Origin of the sequence: Natronospira bacteriovora (assembly GCF_030848495.1) — a bacterium.
GTDB lineage: Bacteria > Pseudomonadota > Gammaproteobacteria > Natronospirales > Natronospiraceae > Natronospira > Natronospira bacteriovora.
The window spans coordinates 328,939-346,778 of the sequence record NZ_JAVDDT010000001.1 but is presented as its reverse complement, the minus strand read 5'-3'; the positions used below and the strand labels follow the sequence as shown (position 1 = coordinate 346,778).

The 17,840-nt window shown below is 64.3% G+C and carries 14 protein-coding genes; 6 read left to right on the top strand and 8 right to left on the bottom strand.

The window, feature by feature from the left end; all coding sequences use genetic code 11:
* Positions 1-25: 25 nt before the first annotated feature.
* Positions 26-508: a universal stress protein gene (locus tag RBH19_RS01670; protein ID WP_306727061.1), complete on the bottom strand. Its 483-nt coding sequence runs from the start codon at positions 506-508 to the stop codon at positions 26-28.
* 147 nt (positions 509-655) lie between these two features.
* Between RBH19_RS01670 and RBH19_RS01665 the strand changes: the two genes are divergently transcribed.
* Positions 656-1,606, top strand: a complete 951-nt coding sequence (locus tag RBH19_RS01665) for a universal stress protein (protein WP_306727060.1) — start codon at positions 656-658, stop codon at positions 1,604-1,606.
* Between the two features lie 55 nt (positions 1,607-1,661).
* Here the strand turns inward: RBH19_RS01665 and RBH19_RS01660 are convergent, their stop codons facing one another.
* Positions 1,662-4,742, bottom strand: coding sequence for a ligand-binding sensor domain-containing diguanylate cyclase (locus RBH19_RS01660; RefSeq protein WP_306727059.1), 3,081 nt, complete (start codon positions 4,740-4,742; stop codon positions 1,662-1,664).
* A gap of 178 nt (positions 4,743-4,920) precedes the next feature.
* Here RBH19_RS01660 and RBH19_RS01655 point away from each other — a divergent pair, with 178 nt between their 5' ends.
* The 3 genes from RBH19_RS01655 (at position 4,921) to purL (ending at position 10,089) form a co-directional block, all read left to right on the top strand.
* The gene (locus RBH19_RS01655; RefSeq protein ID WP_306727058.1) at positions 4,921-5,259 is read left to right on the top strand and encodes a DUF1820 family protein; all 339 of its coding nucleotides are present in this window, start codon (positions 4,921-4,923) and stop codon (positions 5,257-5,259) included.
* Positions 5,256-6,023 carry an MBL fold metallo-hydrolase gene (locus tag RBH19_RS01650; protein WP_306727057.1) on the top strand — a complete coding sequence of 256 codons (768 nt, stop codon included), beginning with the start codon at positions 5,256-5,258 and terminating at the stop codon, positions 6,021-6,023. The genes RBH19_RS01655 and RBH19_RS01650 overlap by 4 nt, the downstream gene beginning before the upstream one ends.
* A gap of 175 nt (positions 6,024-6,198) precedes the next feature.
* Entirely contained in the window at positions 6,199-10,089 is a 3,891-nt protein-coding gene (gene purL / locus RBH19_RS01645; protein ID WP_306727056.1) for a phosphoribosylformylglycinamidine synthase, read from the top strand.
* A 672-nt stretch (positions 10,090-10,761) separates the two neighbouring features.
* On the opposite strand, the gene RBH19_RS01640 is transcribed toward purL, so the two are convergent.
* Together RBH19_RS01640 and RBH19_RS01635 are read right to left on the bottom strand one after the other, a co-directional pair.
* Positions 10,762-12,612, bottom strand: a complete 1,851-nt coding sequence (locus RBH19_RS01640; protein WP_306727055.1) for a M56 family metallopeptidase — start codon at positions 12,610-12,612, stop codon at positions 10,762-10,764.
* A gap of 26 nt (positions 12,613-12,638) precedes the next feature.
* Positions 12,639-13,052, bottom strand: coding sequence for a BlaI/MecI/CopY family transcriptional regulator (locus RBH19_RS01635; RefSeq protein WP_306727054.1), 414 nt, complete (start codon positions 13,050-13,052; stop codon positions 12,639-12,641).
* A gap of 168 nt (positions 13,053-13,220) precedes the next feature.
* Here RBH19_RS01635 and hutU point away from each other — a divergent pair, with 168 nt between their 5' ends.
* Both hutU and RBH19_RS01625 read left to right on the top strand, forming a co-directional pair.
* A complete protein-coding gene (hutU, locus tag RBH19_RS01630) occupies positions 13,221-14,900 on the top strand; it encodes a urocanate hydratase (protein WP_306727053.1) in 1,680 nt (559 codons plus the stop codon).
* On the top strand, positions 14,897-15,484 hold the full coding sequence (locus RBH19_RS01625) for a C40 family peptidase (protein WP_306727052.1): 588 nt from the start codon (positions 14,897-14,899) through the stop codon (positions 15,482-15,484). Before hutU ends, RBH19_RS01625 begins: the two co-directional genes overlap by 4 nt.
* Here RBH19_RS01625 and RBH19_RS01620 read toward each other — a convergent pair.
* The 4 genes from RBH19_RS01620 to pepE are packed head-to-tail and all read right to left on the bottom strand — an operon-like array spanning position 15,442 to position 17,682.
* A complete protein-coding gene (locus RBH19_RS01620) occupies positions 15,442-15,594 on the bottom strand; it encodes an MGMT family protein (protein WP_306727294.1) in 153 nt (50 codons plus the stop codon). The genes RBH19_RS01625 and RBH19_RS01620 overlap by 43 nt on opposite strands.
* A 3-nt stretch (positions 15,595-15,597) precedes the next feature.
* The gene (locus RBH19_RS01615; RefSeq protein ID WP_306727051.1) at positions 15,598-16,293 is read right to left on the bottom strand and encodes a lipopolysaccharide kinase InaA family protein; all 696 of its coding nucleotides are present in this window, start codon (positions 16,291-16,293) and stop codon (positions 15,598-15,600) included.
* Between the two features lie 41 nt (positions 16,294-16,334).
* Positions 16,335-16,925 carry a methyltransferase family protein gene (locus tag RBH19_RS01610; protein ID WP_306727050.1) on the bottom strand — a complete coding sequence of 197 codons (591 nt, stop codon included), beginning with the start codon at positions 16,923-16,925 and terminating at the stop codon, positions 16,335-16,337.
* A gap of 52 nt (positions 16,926-16,977) precedes the next feature.
* Positions 16,978-17,682 (bottom strand): dipeptidase PepE, encoded by a 705-nt coding sequence (gene pepE / locus RBH19_RS01605; RefSeq protein WP_306727049.1) that lies wholly within the window; start codon positions 17,680-17,682, stop codon positions 16,978-16,980.
* Between the last annotated feature and the right edge of the window lie 158 nt (positions 17,683-17,840).

The following is a 17,840-nucleotide window of genomic DNA, read 5'->3' as shown; positions in this document are numbered from 1 at the left end:
GTCGTGATGCGTCCCGGGGTTGTTTTCAATGATGCACCAGCACCGGGCAGGCCGCTTCATGGACCAGGCGGGTGGAGACGCTGCCCATCAGGATCGAACGGGTGGGGGAGAGGCCGCGACGGCCGACGATGAGCAATGTGTCGGGGTGCTGGCGGCAGTAATCGAGCAGCGCCTCGGCCGGGTCACCGTCCAGACTGACTTCTTCCGGGGCGAGAGAATCAAGGTCGAGGTGCTCGCGTACCCGATTGAACAGCTTGCGGCTACCGGCCGACATGGCCTCCTGCAGGGCGTCGGTGGGCATTCGTATTCGATCCTGGAAGCGCTCACTGAGGGCGTCCAGCTCGCTGAGCTCCTCCGGGTGCCCTTCAAAGACATGCAGGAGAACCAGGGGGTGGCCGCAGGCACGGGCCAGGGACGCCGCCATGGATGCGGCCGCCAGGGCATGCTCGGAGTGGTCCAGGGCGACGGCGATTCGGTCGACGCCGGGGTGCGGCCTTCGGCTCGTCATTGCGGTTTCCTCACGTATCCTGGGGATCATCCAGCCATTTGATTCAGATCATCTCAATTGGTCATGATACCAAGCTAGACTGAAATTCTCGGGCCGGGCAGAAATGACATGATGCCGGTCATGATTTACCAACAGGGAGTCTGACTCATGCAAGGTATTCGGCATGTGGCCGCGGCCATTCGTGATGATTTGCCCGAAGGCGGCGCCTTCGATCGTGCCACGGACATCGCCCGGCGTTCGGGCGCCCGTCTCAGTCTCTTCGTGTTCGCCTGGGACAAGGCCATGAGTCGCAATCCTTTCTTTCGCCGGGAAACCGTGGATCGGGCCATTGCCGACCATGTGGCGGAGCGGCGCGAGTGGCTGAACGAGCGTGCCGCTCCCCTCAAGGCGGAGGGTATTGCCGTGCACACGGAGGTCATATGGGCGGATTCCCTGTCCCGGGAGGTCATCAAGATGGCGCTGGCTCTTGAGCCGGATCTGGTGGTCAAGGATGCCGAGATGGGGCCGCGTGCCGGCTGGGCTCCGGCCGACTGGCGCCTGCTTCGCCATTGCCCGGCTCCGCTCATGCTGGTGCAGCCACGGCCGGCGCCGGGAATCACCCGTGTGCTGGCAGCGCTGGATCCCATGCATGCCTGGGGCAAGCCGGAAAGCCTGGACGGTACCATTCTGGAAGCAGCCCGGGCGGTGTCGGCGATCTACCAGGCCGAACTGCATGTGGGTCATGCCATGGAGCCGCTGCCGGCCCTGCTGGGCCAGCATATGAGCCAGGACGCGGGGCAGGGGAGTGAGTCGGTGGAAGCCGCCCGGCGGGAGTTTCTCACCACCCAGGCACAGGCGCTGGAGAAGGCCTGTGCCGAAGGCGAGGTGGACAGCAACCATGTTCACCAGAGAGAAGGCACCCCGGAAGTAGTGATCCCATCCATCGTGGAGGACATTCGGGCGGATCTGCTGGTACTCGGCACCGTGAACCGCAGTGGTCTCAAGCGGGCCGTCATCGGCAGTACCGCCGAGGCCATCCTCGACCGGGTGAAATGTGATGTGCTGGCCGTGAAGCCGGACGGATTTGTCAGTGACTACGAAAAACTCAAGGATGAGTAGCTGAAGACCCGCGGGCCGGGAAGCGATTGCCTGCACGCTCCCCGGCCCGATGCTGTCACGGGTTTCCGGCGTCTGACGCCGGTTTTTCCCGGCGCAGGCTGATTTCTCCCGCCTCGCTGACGGCCATGGCTCCTTGCTGTCGGAAGCGTTGCATGAAGCCGGGCCGCTCCACGTCGGGCAGAACCGTGATCTCCACCCAGCGATCACGGCCCTCGTCCTTGGCAATGTAGTTGGCCGCATCGGCCAGTTCGATCACTTCTTCCCAGTTGATGGCATCCGGGTATTCAGCCAGCGCCGGGTAGCAGGTCACACCGATCGAGCAACTGCATTCCAGTTCGCCCTGGTCCGTCATGAAACGGTGTGCCCGCACGGCCGCGATGATGCGTGCCGCACAGGCCGACGCCTTGTCGCGCTCGCTGTTGCGGGCGACGATCAGGAACTCCTCACCGCCCCAGCGAATGACGTAGTCCGAGTCACGCACCTGGCTGGCGAGGATTTCCGCAAACTGGCTCAGTACCTGATCCCCCACCCGGTGGCCGCAGACGTCATTGATGCGCTTGAAGTGATCCAGGTCGACCATGAGGAAGGTGATGTCCCGGTTGGGGAAGTCACTGGCACGGGTGTAGGCCCGCTCCACCTGGGCTACATCATGAGGTAGCTGGTTGCTGAGGTAGCGGCGGTTTCGCAGCCCGGTCAGCGGGTCGGTGACACTGGCCTGATGCAGCTGGCGGTTGAGCTCGTCCAGCTGGCGGGTGCGCTTGCGCACCATCTGTTCCAGCAGTGCCCGGCGCCGATGCAGCTGGCGCACACTGTAACGCCAGGCGCCGTAGGCAGCGAGCAGCATGACAACGCCCATGAGCAGGCGAAAGCCGACGGTTTCATGGAAACGGGGGGTCATGCGAATGCCCAGAATCGCCGTTTCATCCGATACCCGGCCACGCTCATTCAGGGCCTGCAATTCAAAACGGTATTCACCCGGCGGCAGATTGGTGTAGAAGGCGGTACGGCGATCACCCACCGCCTGCCAGTCGCTGTCGAAGCCGGTCAGCCGGTAGCGATAGCTCACGCCTTCGGGGTAGCGGAAATGGAGTCCGATGAAATCGATTTCCAGATCCCGGGCGTGTGGCGGCAAGGTTACTTCGCCATGACGGCTTAGCCCAAGGTCGTGGATCTCGCCACCGGAGCGAAGGGTGCGCAGACGGGGGCTGGGCGCTTCGGTCACGGACATGGCAGCGGCCAGGTTCAGGCTGAGTGCACCGTTCAGACTGGGGCACCAGAACAGTTTCAGTGACGGCTGGAAAAGTCCGGCCTGCCCGTGTCCACCATTGCACTGGGCCGGCTCCGGGTCGGTCAGGCGGCCGAAGAGGTCGGCCTCGAAGGTATCCCGTTCGTCCCGGTCGTATTCGTCGAACTGACTCAGGGGCAGACGTTGAATGCCTTCGTGGGTGGTTGTCCAGATGTAGTCATCCTCATCCAGAATCATGTAGGAACTGACCGTTGCTCTCAGGCCGTGCCCGTCCGGATAGATCCTTGCCTCATCGTTGACGAATCGGACCAGGGCACCCTGCAGCATGCCCCAGACGGTGCCATTCAGTTCGAACAGGGCCGAGGCGCTGTAGTCATCAAGACCACTGCCCTTGCCCATGGCCTCGAAACTGTCCACCCCACCCCGGAAGATGCCGGTGTCGGTGGCAACCCAGATGCGCCCTTCCTGATCCTCGAGAACATCACGTGTCCGCTGCTGGGTCAGGCCCTGATCATCGCGGATACGCTCCAGGTGCCCTGCCTGCCACCAGAACAGCCCTTCACGGGTCGCGATCCAGATGCGGCCATCACGATCCTCCGTGATGCCGAAGACGCCACCTCTCGGCAAATCCGCCGGTGTCGGCATGGGCTCGAGGCTGGGCCAGTGGTACCAGGCCAGCCCGCCGCGGGTGGCAATCCAGAAGCGGTTCGTGCGGTCGAGGAGAAACCCCATCACCATGCCGTGGGGCAGTTCGTCGGCGTCGGCAAACTGGCTCCATTGGCCATCCTGCATGCGAAAGGCACCAAACTCGTTGGTGCCGGCCCAGACTGCGCCGTCCGGATCCTCGAACAGACTCCAGATGATGTCGTCCACCAATCCGTCAAGCTCGCCATGCCGGCGGAAGGCGCCTGTCGAAAGGCGCACCACGCCACGGGCCTGGGTGCCGATCCAGAGATTGCCTTGTGAATCCTGCATCAGGTGTCGCAACCATTCCCGCTCGGTCAGGTCGCGGGTGCGGACATTGCGTGGCTGTTGGTCGGCGGGCGTTTGCCGGAACAGGCCGGACTCGGTGGCAATCCAGAGGCTGCCCGCGTCATCGACCAGCAGGCTTTCCAGTTCCCGGTCGGTCAATGCGCTCCATTCCCAGTCCAGGGGGTGATCCAGCGGTGCCCGTCTCAGTCCGTTGGACAGACCCTGATAGAGCTGCCCCTCGTGAACGAGCAGGGTGCGGACCTCCAGATCCCGGTCGGCGGCAGGGAAGGAGAACTGTCGCGATCGGTCTTCCTGCAGAACCCAGATTTCTCCGCGCCCGCCGACGATGACACGGCCATCGTCATTGGCAGTCACGCTGAACAGGGGCGACTGGATGGTGGGGTGGCGTTCAACGCGTTCCGGCGTCGCGAGGAACAGGCCGTTCTCACTGGCCAGCCAGACCCCGGAGCCGTCTCCCGTGGCGACCAGGCTGCGTATCGGTCCGGTCATGTCGTGACCTTCGGGGGCATCAAAGCGACCGTGCTCGAAAAGGCTCAGGCCCTGTTCGGTGGCCAGCCACAGGCGGCCGGAGGCATCTTCGTGCAGGGCGTTGATGTAGTCATGACTCAGCCCCGGGTGGTCTTCGGCACGGAAGCGATCAAAGCGGATGCCGTCGAAGCGGGCCAGGCCGTTCTGGGTCCCGATCCAGAGTGCACCGCTGCGGGATTCGATGACCACCTGTGCCGTGGTCTGGGGCATCCCCTCCGGGACAGCCCATCGCTGTTCCAGCAGCTGGTGTGGCGGGATTTCCGGTGGCAGCGCCGATGCCACTGCCGGGAACAGCAGGGCTGGCATGATCAGGGAAAGAAGAAAGGTGGCAGGCCGCGGGCTCGAACCCGAATGGCGGAATCCTGTCACGTTGATGGCCCCCCTCGAATGGCGTCGTCGGCAATTCCGGGCGTTCCGTCGCGGCTTTCAGGATTCCTTTCATTCAGCCCCGGCGGGGCTGTCTCCGGGATTGAGCATATCAGGCTTTGCCATCCCAGTGGGATGGCCGTGATAGAATGCCGCGCCACGCCGCAAGCGGAATCGAGCTATGTCCGAGAGCATCTACCGGATCATTTTCAACAATCAGGACAAGGTCTACGAGGTCTATGCGCGCTTCGTGGATCCCGCGCCCATGTTCGGTTTCGTGCAGATCGCCGGTTTTCTGTTCGGCGAGCGCACTTCGGTGGTGGTGGATCCCAGCGAAGAGAAATTGCGAGACGAATTCGAGGGCGTTGAGGCTACCCAGATCCCCATGCATTCGGTGATCCGCATCGACCAGGTGGAACGCCGCGGTGCGGCCCGCATCACCGAACGGGATGGCAGCAATGTCACCCCCTTCCCGGTCTACGGCCCGGGCGGGCAGATGGGGCCGGGCAGCGGAAAGTGAAGGGGCTGCGCTTTGCCTTTCTCGGCAGTGGCAGCAAGGGTAACGCCCTGTTGCTGGAAGCCGCCGGACAGCGCCTTCTGATTGACTGTGGCTTTTCCACCCGCGAAATCGCCCGGCGCATGGCCGCACTGGATCGTAGCCCGGAGGCCCTGGACGGGATTCTGGTCACCCATGAACACAGTGACCATGCCAGTGGCGTGGCTCGTCTGGCCCGGCGTTTCGGCTTGCCCGTCTACGCCACCCACGGAACCCGCGCGGCCATCAATGACGACAACGGTCTCGACTGGCGCCTGATTTCCGCCCACGAAGGTTTTGCCATCGGTGACCTGGCCATCACCCCGGTGGCCGTTCCCCATGATGCACGCGAGCCGGTTCAGTTCATTGTCGAAGACGGGCTTCGCCGTTTCGGGCTGCTCACGGATCTCGGCCATGTCACCCCTCATGTCATCCGCAAATACTCCGCCTGCCATGCCCTGGTGCTGGAAGCGAATCATGACCTGGGCATGCTGGCCACGGGGCCATATCCGCCGTCGCTCAAGCAGCGGGTCGGCGGCGACTTCGGCCACCTGAACAACCGCCAGTCCGCCGAATTCCTGGAACGGGCCGATACCGGCACCCTGGAGCGCCTGATTGCCGCCCACATCAGTGAAAAGAACAATGACGCGACCCTGGCTCGGGATACCCTGGCCGACGGCATCGGCTGGACCGCAAGCCGGGTCGAAGTCGCGGTTCAGGACAGTGCCTCGGACTGGTATGAGGTTTGAAAACAGGGAAACCACCGAAGACGCCGAAAACACCGAAAACGATTCATGGATTTCTTCGGTGATTTCGGTGTATTCGGTGGTTCCGCGGTTTCGCCCACTGGCCGGAAGTCGCCCCCTCCGGTAAAATTGCCACCTTTCTGCTCCCCCTCGTTTCCCGAAAGCCAGAGAACCCGACATGCAGCACTTCCCCGGCGGCAAGGCCCTTTCCGATTTCCGGTTGGAAAAACTCCTCCTCGCGTTGCGAGACCTTCATCCCGGCGTTCGGGACCTGACCGCCGAGTGGTTCTACCTGGCGGATCTGGAGGGGGCGCTGCCGGAGGATGAGCGGGCCCTGCTGGGCCGTCTGCTGGACGATGGATCCCCGGCCGCTGACGGGCGCAGCAACCACAGCCTGGATGTCTGGGTCACGCCCCGTATCGGCACCATTTCCCCCTGGTCGAGCAAGGCCACGGATATCCTGCATCGCTGTGGTCTCAGTCACATCCAGCGAATCGAGCGCGGCATCCGCTATCGCGTCTTTCTGGACGGGGAGGTGGACGAGGGCCAGTGGCGGACTCTGGCGGCGGCCCTGCATGACCGCATGACCGAATCGGTGCTGAAGGCACCCGCCGAGGCAGCCGCCCTGTTCAGCCACGCCCGGCCGGCGCCGCTGGAAACCGTGCCGGTGATGGGCGAGGGGCGTCAGGCGCTGGATGCGGCCAATCAGCGCCTTGGCCTGGCGCTTTCGGACGATGAAGTCGATTACCTGGTGGAGAACTTCCAGCGCCTCGGCCGCGACCCGGCTGACGTGGAACTGATGATGTTCGCCCAGGCCAATTCCGAGCATTGCCGACACAAGATCTTCAACGCCGACTGGACGGTGGATGGCGAGGCCCAGGCCCAGAGCCTGTTCGACATGATCCGTGACACCTACCGGGCCAACAGTGAGGGCGTGCTGTCGGCCTATCGCGACAATGCCGCCGCCGTGGCGGGGCATGCCGCCGGGCGTTTCTTCCCGGATGGGGAACGGGTCTATCGCATGGTTCAGGAACCGGCCAACATCATCATGAAGGTCGAGACCCACAATCATCCCACCGCCATCTCACCCTACCCGGGAGCGGCCACCGGCTCCGGCGGCGAGATCCGCGACGAGGGTGCCACCGGCATTGGTGCCAAGCCCAAGGCGGGCCTGACCGGTTTTTCCGTGTCCGCCCTGCGGATCCCCGGCGCCACCGCCGACTGGGAACCCGACACCGGCCGTCCCGATCGCATCGCCTCGGCCCTGGATATCATGCTGGAAGGCCCCATTGGCGGGGCCGCCTTCAACAACGAATTCGGCCGGCCCAACCTGGCCGGTTACTTCCGCAGCTATGAACAGCAGGCGGAGGAAGGAGATGCGCCGGTACGCGGCTATCACAAGCCGATCATGATCGCCGGCGGCATGGGCAATATCCGCGACGGCCATGTGGAAAAGCGGGAAGTGCCGGCCGGTGCGCGGGTCATCGTGCTGGGCGGGCCGGCCATGCTGATCGGTCTGGGTGGCGGGGCGGCTTCGTCCATGGCCAGCGGTGCCAGCGAAGCGGAACTGGATTTTGCCTCCGTGCAGCGGGAGAACCCGGAGATCGAGCGTCGCTGTCAGGAAGTGATCGATCGCTGCTGGGCCCTGGGCGAGGGCAACCCGATTCTCTCCATCCATGACGTGGGCGCCGGCGGCCTTTCCAATGCCATCCCCGAGATTCTTGACGATGCCGGCCGGGGCGGTCGCATCGATCTGCGCCGCATACCCAATGCCGAACCGGGCATGTCGCCCATGGGCATCTGGTGCAACGAGGCCCAGGAACGCTATGTACTCGCCATTGCCGCGGAGGATCTGCCCCGTTTCGAGGCCATCTGCGAGCGTGAGCGCTGCCCCTTCGCCGACGTGGGCGAGGCCACCGTGGAGCCGCAGCTGACGGTGGTGGATCCGCACTTCAACAACCAGCCGGTCGACATGCCCATGGAGGTGCTGCTGGGCAAGCCGCCGAAGATGTCCCGTGACACCCGACGGCCCGTCGCCCGCCCCAGGCCTTTCAGTACGGAAGGCGTGGATCTGGCGTCGGCGGTGGAGAAGGTACTGGCGCACCCCACGGTCGCTGACAAGCGTTTCCTGATCACCATCGGTGATCGCAGTGTGGGCGGGCTGAGCGTGCGCGATCAGATGGTCGGTCCCTGGCAGGTGCCGGTGGCCGATTGCGCCGTGACCCTGTCCGGCTACGAGGGTTTCACCGGCGAGGCCATGGCCATGGGCGAGCGCACCCCGCTGGCCGTCATCAACGGCCCGGCCTCCGGGCGCATGGCGGTGGGCGAGGCCATCACCAATATCGCGTCGGCCCACATCGGCAATCTCAGAACCGTGCGCCTGTCCGCCAACTGGATGGCCGCCGCCAATCACGGGAACGAGGACGCCATCCTCTTTGACACCGTCAAGGCCGTGGGCCACGAACTGTGCAGTGAGTTGGGCCTGACCATCCCGGTGGGCAAGGACTCCCTGTCCATGAAGACCCAGTGGCAGGACGAGAACGGTGACAAGGCCGTGGTCTCGCCGGTGTCGCTGATCGTTTCCGCCTTTGCGCCGGTCAGCGATGTCCGCCTTTCGGTCACTCCGCAGCTTCTGCCGCGTGGCGATTCGGAGCTGCTGCTGGTGGATCTTGGCCGTGGCCAGAACCGCCTGGCGGGTTCCATTCTCGCCCAGGTGGAACAGGGCTTTGGCGATACCGCGCCGGACCTGGATGAGCCGGCCTTGCTGTCCGGCTTCTTCCAGGCGGTACAGGCGCTGCTGGCCGAGGGTCGTGTGCTGGCCTACCACGATCGTTCCGATGGCGGTCTGCTCGCCACCCTGGCTGAAATGGCCTTCGCCGGTCGCTGCGGTTTCGACGTGAACCTGGATGGCCTGGGCGATGACGCGGCGGCGGTGCTGTTCAACGAAGAGCTGGGCGCCGTGCTTCAGGTGGCGGATGCCGATCGTGAAGCCGTGATGGCGGCCTTCGCCGAGGCCGGTCTTGACCAGGCCCTGCACTGGCTGGGGCGCCCGCAGTCCGATGACCGTGTCCGCATCAGCCGGGACGGCGATACCCTGCTGGCAGCTTCCCTGTTCGACTGGCTCGCCCCCTGGAGCCGGGTCAGCCACCGCATGCAGCGGTTGCGTGACAACCCGGCCTGTGCGGACGAGGCACTGGAAGACATCCTGGATCGGCAAGACCCCGGTCTGAGCCCGGTATTGAGTTTCGATCCCGCCGAGGACATTGCCGCGCCCATGATCGGAACCGGTGCCCGCCCGCGGGTGGCCATCCTGCGCGAGCAGGGCGTCAACGGTCATGTGGAAATGGCGGCCAGCTTCCACCGCGCCGGTTTCGAGGCGGTGGATGTGCATATGCAGGATATCGTCGGGGGGCGCGAAAAACTGGAGGCCATGCAGGGCCTGGTGGCCTGCGGCGGCTTCTCCTATGGCGACGTACTCGGTGCCGGTCAGGGCTGGGCCAAGTCGATCCTCTTCAACGACCAGGCCCGGGAGATCTTTGCCCGCTTCTTCGCCGACGAGAATCATTTTGCCCTGGGCGTCTGCAATGGCTGCCAGATGCTGGCCACACTGCGCGACATCATCCCCGGAGCGGAGAACTGGCCTCGCTTCCTGCGCAACCGCTCCGAGCAGTTCGAGGCCCGCTACAGTCTGGTGGAAGTCATGGACAGCCCTTCGCTGTTCCTGGGCGGCATGGCCGGTTCCCGTCTGCCCATTGCGATTGCCCACGGGGAGGGCCGGGCGGCCTTTGCGTCAGCCACGGATCAGCAGGCCGTGGAACGGGGTGGCCTGGTCAGCCTGCGCTACGTGGATAACCGCGGCCAGGTGGCGGAACAATATCCGGCCAATCCCAACGGCTCCCCGGCCGGCATCACGGGCCTGACCACGCCGGATGGCCGGGCCACCATCATGATGCCTCACCCGGAACGCATCACCCGTACCGTGAACCATTCCTGGGCGCCGGCCGACTGGCCCGGGGATGATGGCCCCTGGCTGCGCATGTTCCGCAACGCCCGACGCTGGTTGGGCTGATCGCCCCGCGGTGAACGCAGAAAGCCCACCCGAATCGGGTGGGCTTTTTTTATGGCTCTTCGCGGAAAAGCGGGGAGGGCCGGGCGGTTAGGGGGCGTCGGGTTGGTGGGGGCGTGCCCGGAACCGCCGCAAGTACGTCCCTGTAGGCTGCGAAATCAACGTCCTGTTTGGAACCACTGCCCACTCCCTTTGTACCCGCAGTTGGCGCTGAGAGTGGCTGACTCAAGGCGCATTGCGCCGCACAGTAGCCTCTGTGCTACGGGCAAGCGATGCAACGCAGAGACAGCCGCTCTCAGCACCAACCCTTCGGGCCGACGGGATTCTTCCTCTCGACGTCGTTGCTCCTCACTCATGTAGCGCAGTGGCTACACGACGTTCGTCGCGCCTCGCGAGAGGAGAAATCCCGTTGGCTGCGGGTACAAAGGGAGCGGGCAGTGGTTCCCCTTACGCTTCCGGGCACGCCCCCACCAACCCGACGAATCACCGCTCTGGAAAGGGTCTTGGTGGCCCTGACCAGAACCGTGGGAAACAGGGATGTTTCCCTCGAGCCTACAGGGACGTATTCACGGCGTGTTCTGGTCAGGGCCACCAAGACCCGCCCCGGCAACCACGCCCGAGTTCCCTCTCCGCTTTTCCGCGAAGAACCTTTTTATGCAACCCGGTTTTTGGCGTTCAGCAGCGCGGGATGTTCGAGCCGGTCATGCGGCTGCAGTCAGTGGGTTCCTCGAAGTCGAAGCCGGTGCGGATTTCGCGGGGCACCGGTTCGCCATCGCGTGTGAAAGGTTCGAAGCGCCATTGCTGGGCCGCACGGATCGCTTCACGGCCGAACCCGTATCCCCGGGGAGACTCCTCGATGATCCAGACTTCGCTCACCCGGCCATTCCGGTCGACGGTCAGGCTGAGTTCCACACGGCCTTCGAGACCCTGGCGCTTGGCCATGGAGGGATAGTGGGGAGCGTGTTGTTCGATCACCTCACCACCGTCAATGCGGGGCTCCGGCCTTGATTCGCGAGTTGCTTCTTCCGTCATTCGAGCGTCCCTCGGACGGGGACGGTTGTTCGGAATCGCCGTGGCATCACTCTCCACGTCGGCCAGCGCAAGCAACGGAACGGCCGTGTCCACCGCCTCCTCTTCCTCGCGCTCTGCCACACCTTCCGTGGCCTCGTCACCGGCCGTGTCGTCAATCAGAGGCCTCTCTGCTTCAGTGCCTTCCGTGCCCGTGTTGGCATTCTCGACCGCTTCACGGGAGAGCGCCGGCGACTCATCGCTGAGGTGGCTGCTTTCGCCGAGAGTGTCTGTCTGGCTCACGTCGCTCAATGCCGCCAGCTGCACTTCTTCCTCCTGAACCCCGTCATCATCGAGCGGCGCAGAACCAGCCGGCTCCACCGGCTCGGCCACGGCGGTGTCAGGCGTTTCTTCCGTCAGGGATTCAGTGGCCAGCTCGGTGATCCGGTCGTCGCCGACCATGGCATCCTCAATCGCTGCGTCATCCAGCGTGGCGGGCGAGGTCGTGGCCGGTGTTTCGACCTGGGGCTCGGCTTCTTCCTGGAGATGAAGGCCGACACCGGCGGACAGGGAAGCCACCACCAGAACCAGCGTGGCCATGCTCGCAATCACGCTGCCGGATTGCTGTCGCGGGGACATGAGCAGGCGTTTGACCCGTGCCGCGATCTGCCGATCGGCCATGCTGATGGCCAGGGACAGACGGTCACCCCGGCGTTTCTCCAGGGCCAGCAGCGTCTCCGCATAGGCAACCCGATCCCCGGTGGTGGCCACGGCCAGCTGATCACTGACCAGTTCACGTTCCACCCGGATGTCACGGGATACCCAGCGCACCACCGGCTGGTAGAAAAACAGGGTTTCGGTCAGTGTCTGCAGGAAGTTGATGACATGATCAAAGCGCTTGAGATGGGCCAGTTCATGAGCCAGCACCATTTCCAGCTGCCTGGGTGTCAGGCCCGTTGCCAGGCTGGCCGGCATCAGAACCAGGGGGCGGAAGACGCCCACCAGCATGGGGCCGTGGATACGTTCGCTCATTGCCAGTCCGGCCCGCTGCATCACTCCGAGACGATGGCGCATGTCGTCCAGGATGCGCTGACAGCGTTCCGGAATGGCGTAATCCGCCGTCCTGCGCAATTGATGGATGTACCACCAGCCCAGCCCCAGCCGGAAGGACATGAGGGCAACCCCCAGCAGCCAGGCGGTTACGACCCAGGGGAGCAGCAGCCCGACATCAAAGCCGGCGGCCGCCGAGGTGGCCGAGACCGTGTCGGCCGTGTACCGGAGTGAATCAGGGACGGCCAGCGGGGCATTCGACGCCGACGGCAAAAGATGGATGAAGGTCATGATCGGCGTCAGGGCGAGCAGCATCAGCGCGCCCAGGGCCCAGCCATACCGGCTTGCCGGCGAAGCCGATCGCAGCAGCCAGCGGCCGCTGCCATAGACGGCACCGAGCAGCAGCCCTTGCCACAGAAAGTGCAAGAGCGTGAATCCGAGGGTATGGATGACCTGCGCTTCGATCATGGCCTGTTCCCTGCCGTCCGCGCCCCCTAGTTCTCCCGGGGCGTCTTGTCACCTGAGTCTGACTGGGCCTTCATGAGCTGGATGGTTTTCTCGATCTCCTCCAGCTCTTCACGGCTGGCCGGGCGTGACAGACCCAGCGCCTGAACCACCAGCTCGGCCGCCGAACCCTGATACACCCGGTTCAGGAAATCGTCCAGCATGTTCTGCCGGGTGGCCTGTTGTTCGACGGCCGCCTTGTAGCAGTGGGCCCGGCTGCTGGTCTCGCGGCTCACCAGGCCCTTCTCGTGCATGATCTGCAGCTGCTTGAGAACCGTGGTGTAGCTGACATCGGTCTCGTCTTTCACCCGCTCATGAACGTCCCGCACCGTGGATGGGCCGTGCGCCCACAGCTGCTGGAGCAGTCTGAGTTCCGAACGGGTTGGTGCGGATGGTTTCTTCATGGCCTGAAGGTAGCCTCGGCAGATTACGAGTCTGTTCGTACGCAGGTGATCGTACCAACAACGGCCAGTATAGTTCAAGTTGCCTGCTTCTGCTGCCTGAGCGCTCTCCGGCGCTGGTACAATTCCGTTTCAGCATTGCCATGACATTCAAGACAGGGGAGATGAAAGGTGAGTCAGCGTTTTCGTGACATCGAGCTGCATGCGCCCACGGGCAGTGAGAAGAGCTGCAAGGGCTGGGTTCAGGAGGCCGCCCTGCGCATGCTGCACAACAACCTCGATCCGGCGGTGGCCGAGAACCCGAAGGAACTCGTGGTTTACGGGGGCATCGGCCGTGCGGCCCGGGACTGGGAGTGCTTCGATGCCATTGTCGACACGCTGCGTCGCCTGGAAGATGATGAAACCCTGCTGGTCCAGTCCGGCAAGCCGGTGGGGGTGTTTCGCACCCATGAGCAGGCACCCAGGGTTCTGATCGCCAATTCCAACCTGGTGCCCAACTGGGCCAACTGGGACCACTTCCACGAGCTGGATAAGAAAGGGCTGATGATGTACGGCCAGATGACGGCCGGCTCCTGGATCTACATCGGCTCCCAGGGCATCGTGCAGGGTACCTACGAGACTTTTGCCGAAGCCGTGCGCCAGCATTTCAATGGCAATCCCCGTGGCCGTTGGCTGCTAACGGGTGGCCTCGGCGGCATGGGCGGTGCCCAGCCTCTGGCGGCGTCCATTGCCGGTCTGGCTTCTATTTCCGTGGAGGTGGATCCGAGTCGGATCGAGAAGCGCCTGGAGACCGGCTACCTGGACAAACGTGCGGACAGCCTGGAGGAGGCCTTCCGCCTGCTCGACGAGGCCCTGGAAAAGGGCGAGGCCACCTCGATCGGACTGCTGGGCAACGCCGCGGACGTCTTTGGCGAGATTCTGGACGGCGACCGTCACCCGGATCTGGTCACGGACCAGACCTCGGCCCATGACCCGCTCAATGGCTACATTCCCGTCGGCTTCACTCTGGACCAGGCCGCCGAACTCCGCGAACGGGATCCCAGGGCCTATGTGGCGAAATCCAAGGCCTCCATGGCCATCCAGGTACGCGCCATGCTGGGGTTCCATGAGCGCGGCATTCCCACCTTCGATTACGGCAACAACATCCGTGCCATGGCCCAGGATGCCGGCGTGGAGAATGCCTTTGACTTCAAGGGCTTTGTCCCCCTCTACATTCGGCCGCGCTTCTGTGAAGGAGTGGGGCCCTTCCGCTGGGCAGCCCTGTCCGGCGACCCGGAAGACATCTACAAGACCGACCAGAAGGTCAAGGAGCTGTTCCCGGAAAACACCGAGCTGATGCGCTGGATGGATGCCGCCGCCGAGCGCATCCAGTTTCAGGGTCTGCCCTCGCGCATCTGCTGGGTGGGTTACCGCGAACGTGACCAGCTGGGCCTGGCCTTCAATGAAATGGTGCGCAAGGGCGAGCTGAAAGCCCCCATCGTCATCGGGCGGGATCACCTGGATTCGGGCTCGGTCGCTTCGCCCAACCGTGAAACCGAGGGCATGCGGGATGGCAGCGACGCGGTGGCCGACTGGCCCTTGCTCAATGCCATGCTGAACACCGCCGGTGGTGCCTCCTGGGTCAGCCTGCATCACGGTGGCGGCGTTGGCATGGGCTATTCCATCCATTCCGGCGTTGTCATCGTGGCCGACGGTACGGAGCGCGCCGAGGCCTGCCTGTCACGGGTTCTGGTCAATGACCCGGGCACGGGCGTCATGCGGCATGCCGATGCCGGCTATGAACTGGCACGCCAGGTTGCCCGCGATCGCGGGCTGGATCTGCCAATGCTGAAGGACGGTGCCGGCAAATGACGTTGCGCCCCTTCCTCCTCCTGCCGTGCCTGCTCGCGTTACTGGCCTGCGCCAGCTGGCCGGAGGAGGAGGGAGCGTCATCGTCCGGAAACGGCGGTGGCTGGCTCAACTGGCCGGGCCCGGTGGTGGACAGCCATGAGGTGTCCCGCAACCGAGCCCTGAGCTGGCCTGACGGACCGGAATCCGATGCGCCGAGCGGGGAAAATGGTGCCGGCGGTTTTTCCACGCCCGTGCTGCAGGCCGCCCTGCAGGTCAAGGGACGGCCTTACCGCCTCGGTGCGGCCGGGCCCAATGCCTTCGATTGCAGTGGTCTGGTTCAGTACGCCCATCGCCGGGCGGGGATTGATGTGCCACGCACCACCACCCGCCAGTTCCGATCCGCCCGGCCCGTGGATCGCGGCCAACTGAGGGAAGGGGACGTGATCTTCTTCGCGGTGGATGGCATCAGTATCAGCCATGTGGGTCTGTACGGCGGTGAGGGCCGATTCCTGCATTCGCCATCTCCCGGGCGCACGGTCTCCTGGGCCAGTCTGGAGAACGGCTACTGGGCCTCCCGCTTCGCCGGAGCCGGCCGCTTCCACTGAGTCGTCTCGTTCTCGTCGGACTCCCTGGCCAGCAGGGCCGCCTTGCGATCCAGTCCCCAGCGGTAGCCGGCCATGCCACCGTCCTGCCGAATGACTCGATGACAGGGGATGGATCAGGACTGGCGACGCTTTCTCGGCCAGAGCTTGCGGTAACTTCGCTTGATGCGCCGCCCGGCACGCTCCATCCAGGTGAGCTGCAGGAAACGGCGATCCCTGTCACTGACCTCTCTGAAGTTTCGACGATACTTGTGCTTGATCCAGGCGTTGAGGTCGAAGCGGCGCGCCGTGTTGAACAGAAAGTGGTTGATCGGATGAAAGCCACGCTTGCGAATGACAGCGACGCCAAAGTCAATCAGCCAGGGCTTTTCGCCAGGGCCGACGAGAATGTTGTCCTTGCGCTTGAGATCCGCATGGCCCACACCGGCGGCGTGCATGCGCCGGATGATGCCGATGAAGGCGCGGTAGAAAGCATCCCGGTTCTGGATGTCCGTGTCCCGCAGGCAGGGCCCATCGATGTAATCCAGAACCAGGTAGGCGTCATCCAGCAGCCCATGGCAAACGGGGATGCCGTCGAGCCCTTCAAGGTGCTGGTAGACGGCGGCTTCGTGGCGCAGCATGCGGCGGGAAAGCCAGCGGTAGGGCCACCAGGCGGGTGGCGTCTTGATGACCAGGCGATGCGACTCCGATTCGTAGAGCAGAACACGCCCCTGATAGCCCTTGGACAGGTAATGGCGATCCGTTCGCTCGGCTTCACGGGCCCAGTGAACCAGCTCTTCCCTGAACCGTTCTGTGAGTGCCGACCTGCTCATGGAAGTCTACTCGCCGCGGGTGTCCCGCCTCGCGGACGCGATTACAGCGCGACCAGATGCCAGGCGCAGTAGATGGCATAGACCAGGATCAGGGGTTCGCCGTTGCCCATCAGGCTCTGGCGGAAGGACCAGCCGCCGAACTTGAAGTCGCGGCCACGGAAGCGCGGCATCAGGGCATGGGTATTCTCGGCCCACTTCTTCCAGCGTTCACCGAACAGGCGGCTGAGCTTGAGATCCTCGTAGTCGATGGCCGTGGGGTAATAGAACCACAGGAAGGCCAGCATGACCGGGATGGACCACCACAGCTGCGAGGCGATGCAGAAGCCGGCCAGCATCAGGATGTTGCCCACGTAGAGGGGGTGGCGCACATAGGCGTAGGGCCCGTCAGTGGCCAGTTCCTGATTCTTCTTCACATGACCCGATGCCCACAGGCGGATCAGCATGCCCAGGCCAGCAATGGCAAAGCCGACAGCGTACAGGGCCGGCAGGCCGCCCGGTTCGGCGAAGATGGCCAACACCAGAATGTAAGCCAGGGCGAGCAGCTGGCGGGAGGATTCGTGGTAACGCAGTTCACGAATGAAGGCGTGAACGGCGTTGCGGGGCTTGGGAAGATGGCTCGTGCGATGCGACATGCGAACTCTCTGGGCGGAAAAGGGCGGATATTACCCTAGATTGACAATTCAGTCAGCCGTTGGCGCTGGGCAGGCTGCCCCCGTGCGGTACCGACTCGGGGGCGACGCCGGGCTCGGTAAACCACCAGGCCGTTCTTTCGCCCTCCATGCGAACCGCCTGGCCTTCCCGGACCACCCGGCAGCCCTCGGGCAGACCCAGCACCCCTTTGCCCGGGTTGGCCAGCAGGAATTCATTGAGGCGTTCCGCCCGGGTCTCGCCCTGGTGCCCGGGCGGGTTGCCTTCGATGTAGTGGGGGTTGATCTGGAAATCGATCAGGTTCAAAGCGTCGAATCCGCCAGGATCGACAATGGGCATGTCATTGGTGGTCCGGATGGTGGGGCAGGCCAGGTTGCTGCCGGCGCTCCAGCCGATGTAGGCCGTTCCGGCCCGCACCTGTTCACGCACCGGGTTCAGCAGGCCGCGTTCGCGCATCTCCTTGAGCAGGTGAAAGCTGTTGCCGCCACCCACCACGATGGCAGCCGCCTCCGCCAGTCGTTCCGGCTGTTCATCCAGGCCGATGACGTCGCGATCCAGTCCCGCCATGAAGTCGGCGACACGCCGGGTGTAGCTCTGGTAACCGATGGCAATGCCGGCAAAGGGCGCAAAGAGCAGTGGTCCGGCCGGCGCATCGGCAAGGAAGTCCTGCAGGGGCTCACGGGCGTGCTCGAGGAATCCGGTGCCGTCGGTGCGGGAGCTGGAAAGCAGCATCAGGCGCATCAATCTCTCCTGTCTGAGTCGCGGGCTGGCCGCTATTGTAACGTCTTGTCGGCTCGTCTCGACCCCGTTCCGGTCGGCCTCGCCACGGCAACCCCGCCCGAATCCGCTCCCCGCATTTTCGCGAAGAATCAAAAAAGCCCGGCCACAAGGGCCGGGCT

Bases quoted from the DNA above. Each gene is read 5' to 3' on its own strand.
- RBH19_RS01615 (WP_306727051.1), bottom strand. From the start codon at position 16,293: ATGAGCAGGTCGGCACTCACAGAACGGTTCAGGGAAGAGCTGGTTCAC.
- RBH19_RS01640 (WP_306727055.1), bottom strand. From the start codon at position 12,612: ATGATCGAAGCGCAGGTCATCCATACCCTCGGATTCACGCTCTTGCAC.
- RBH19_RS01670 (WP_306727061.1), bottom strand. From the start codon at position 508: ATGACGAGCCGAAGGCCGCACCCCGGCGTCGACCGAATCGCCGTCGCC.
- RBH19_RS01635 (WP_306727054.1), bottom strand. From the start codon at position 13,052: ATGAAGAAACCATCCGCACCAACCCGTTCGGAACTCAGACTGCTCCAG.
- RBH19_RS01625 (WP_306727052.1), top strand. From the start codon at position 14,897: ATGACGTTGCGCCCCTTCCTCCTCCTGCCGTGCCTGCTCGCGTTACTG.
- RBH19_RS01665 (WP_306727060.1), top strand. From the start codon at position 656: ATGCAAGGTATTCGGCATGTGGCCGCGGCCATTCGTGATGATTTGCCC.
- pepE (WP_306727049.1), bottom strand. From the start codon at position 17,682: ATGCGCCTGATGCTGCTTTCCAGCTCCCGCACCGACGGCACCGGATTC.
- purL (WP_306727056.1), top strand. From the start codon at position 6,199: ATGCAGCACTTCCCCGGCGGCAAGGCCCTTTCCGATTTCCGGTTGGAA.
- RBH19_RS01610 (WP_306727050.1), bottom strand. From the start codon at position 16,925: ATGTCGCATCGCACGAGCCATCTTCCCAAGCCCCGCAACGCCGTTCAC.
- RBH19_RS01655 (WP_306727058.1), top strand. From the start codon at position 4,921: ATGTCCGAGAGCATCTACCGGATCATTTTCAACAATCAGGACAAGGTC.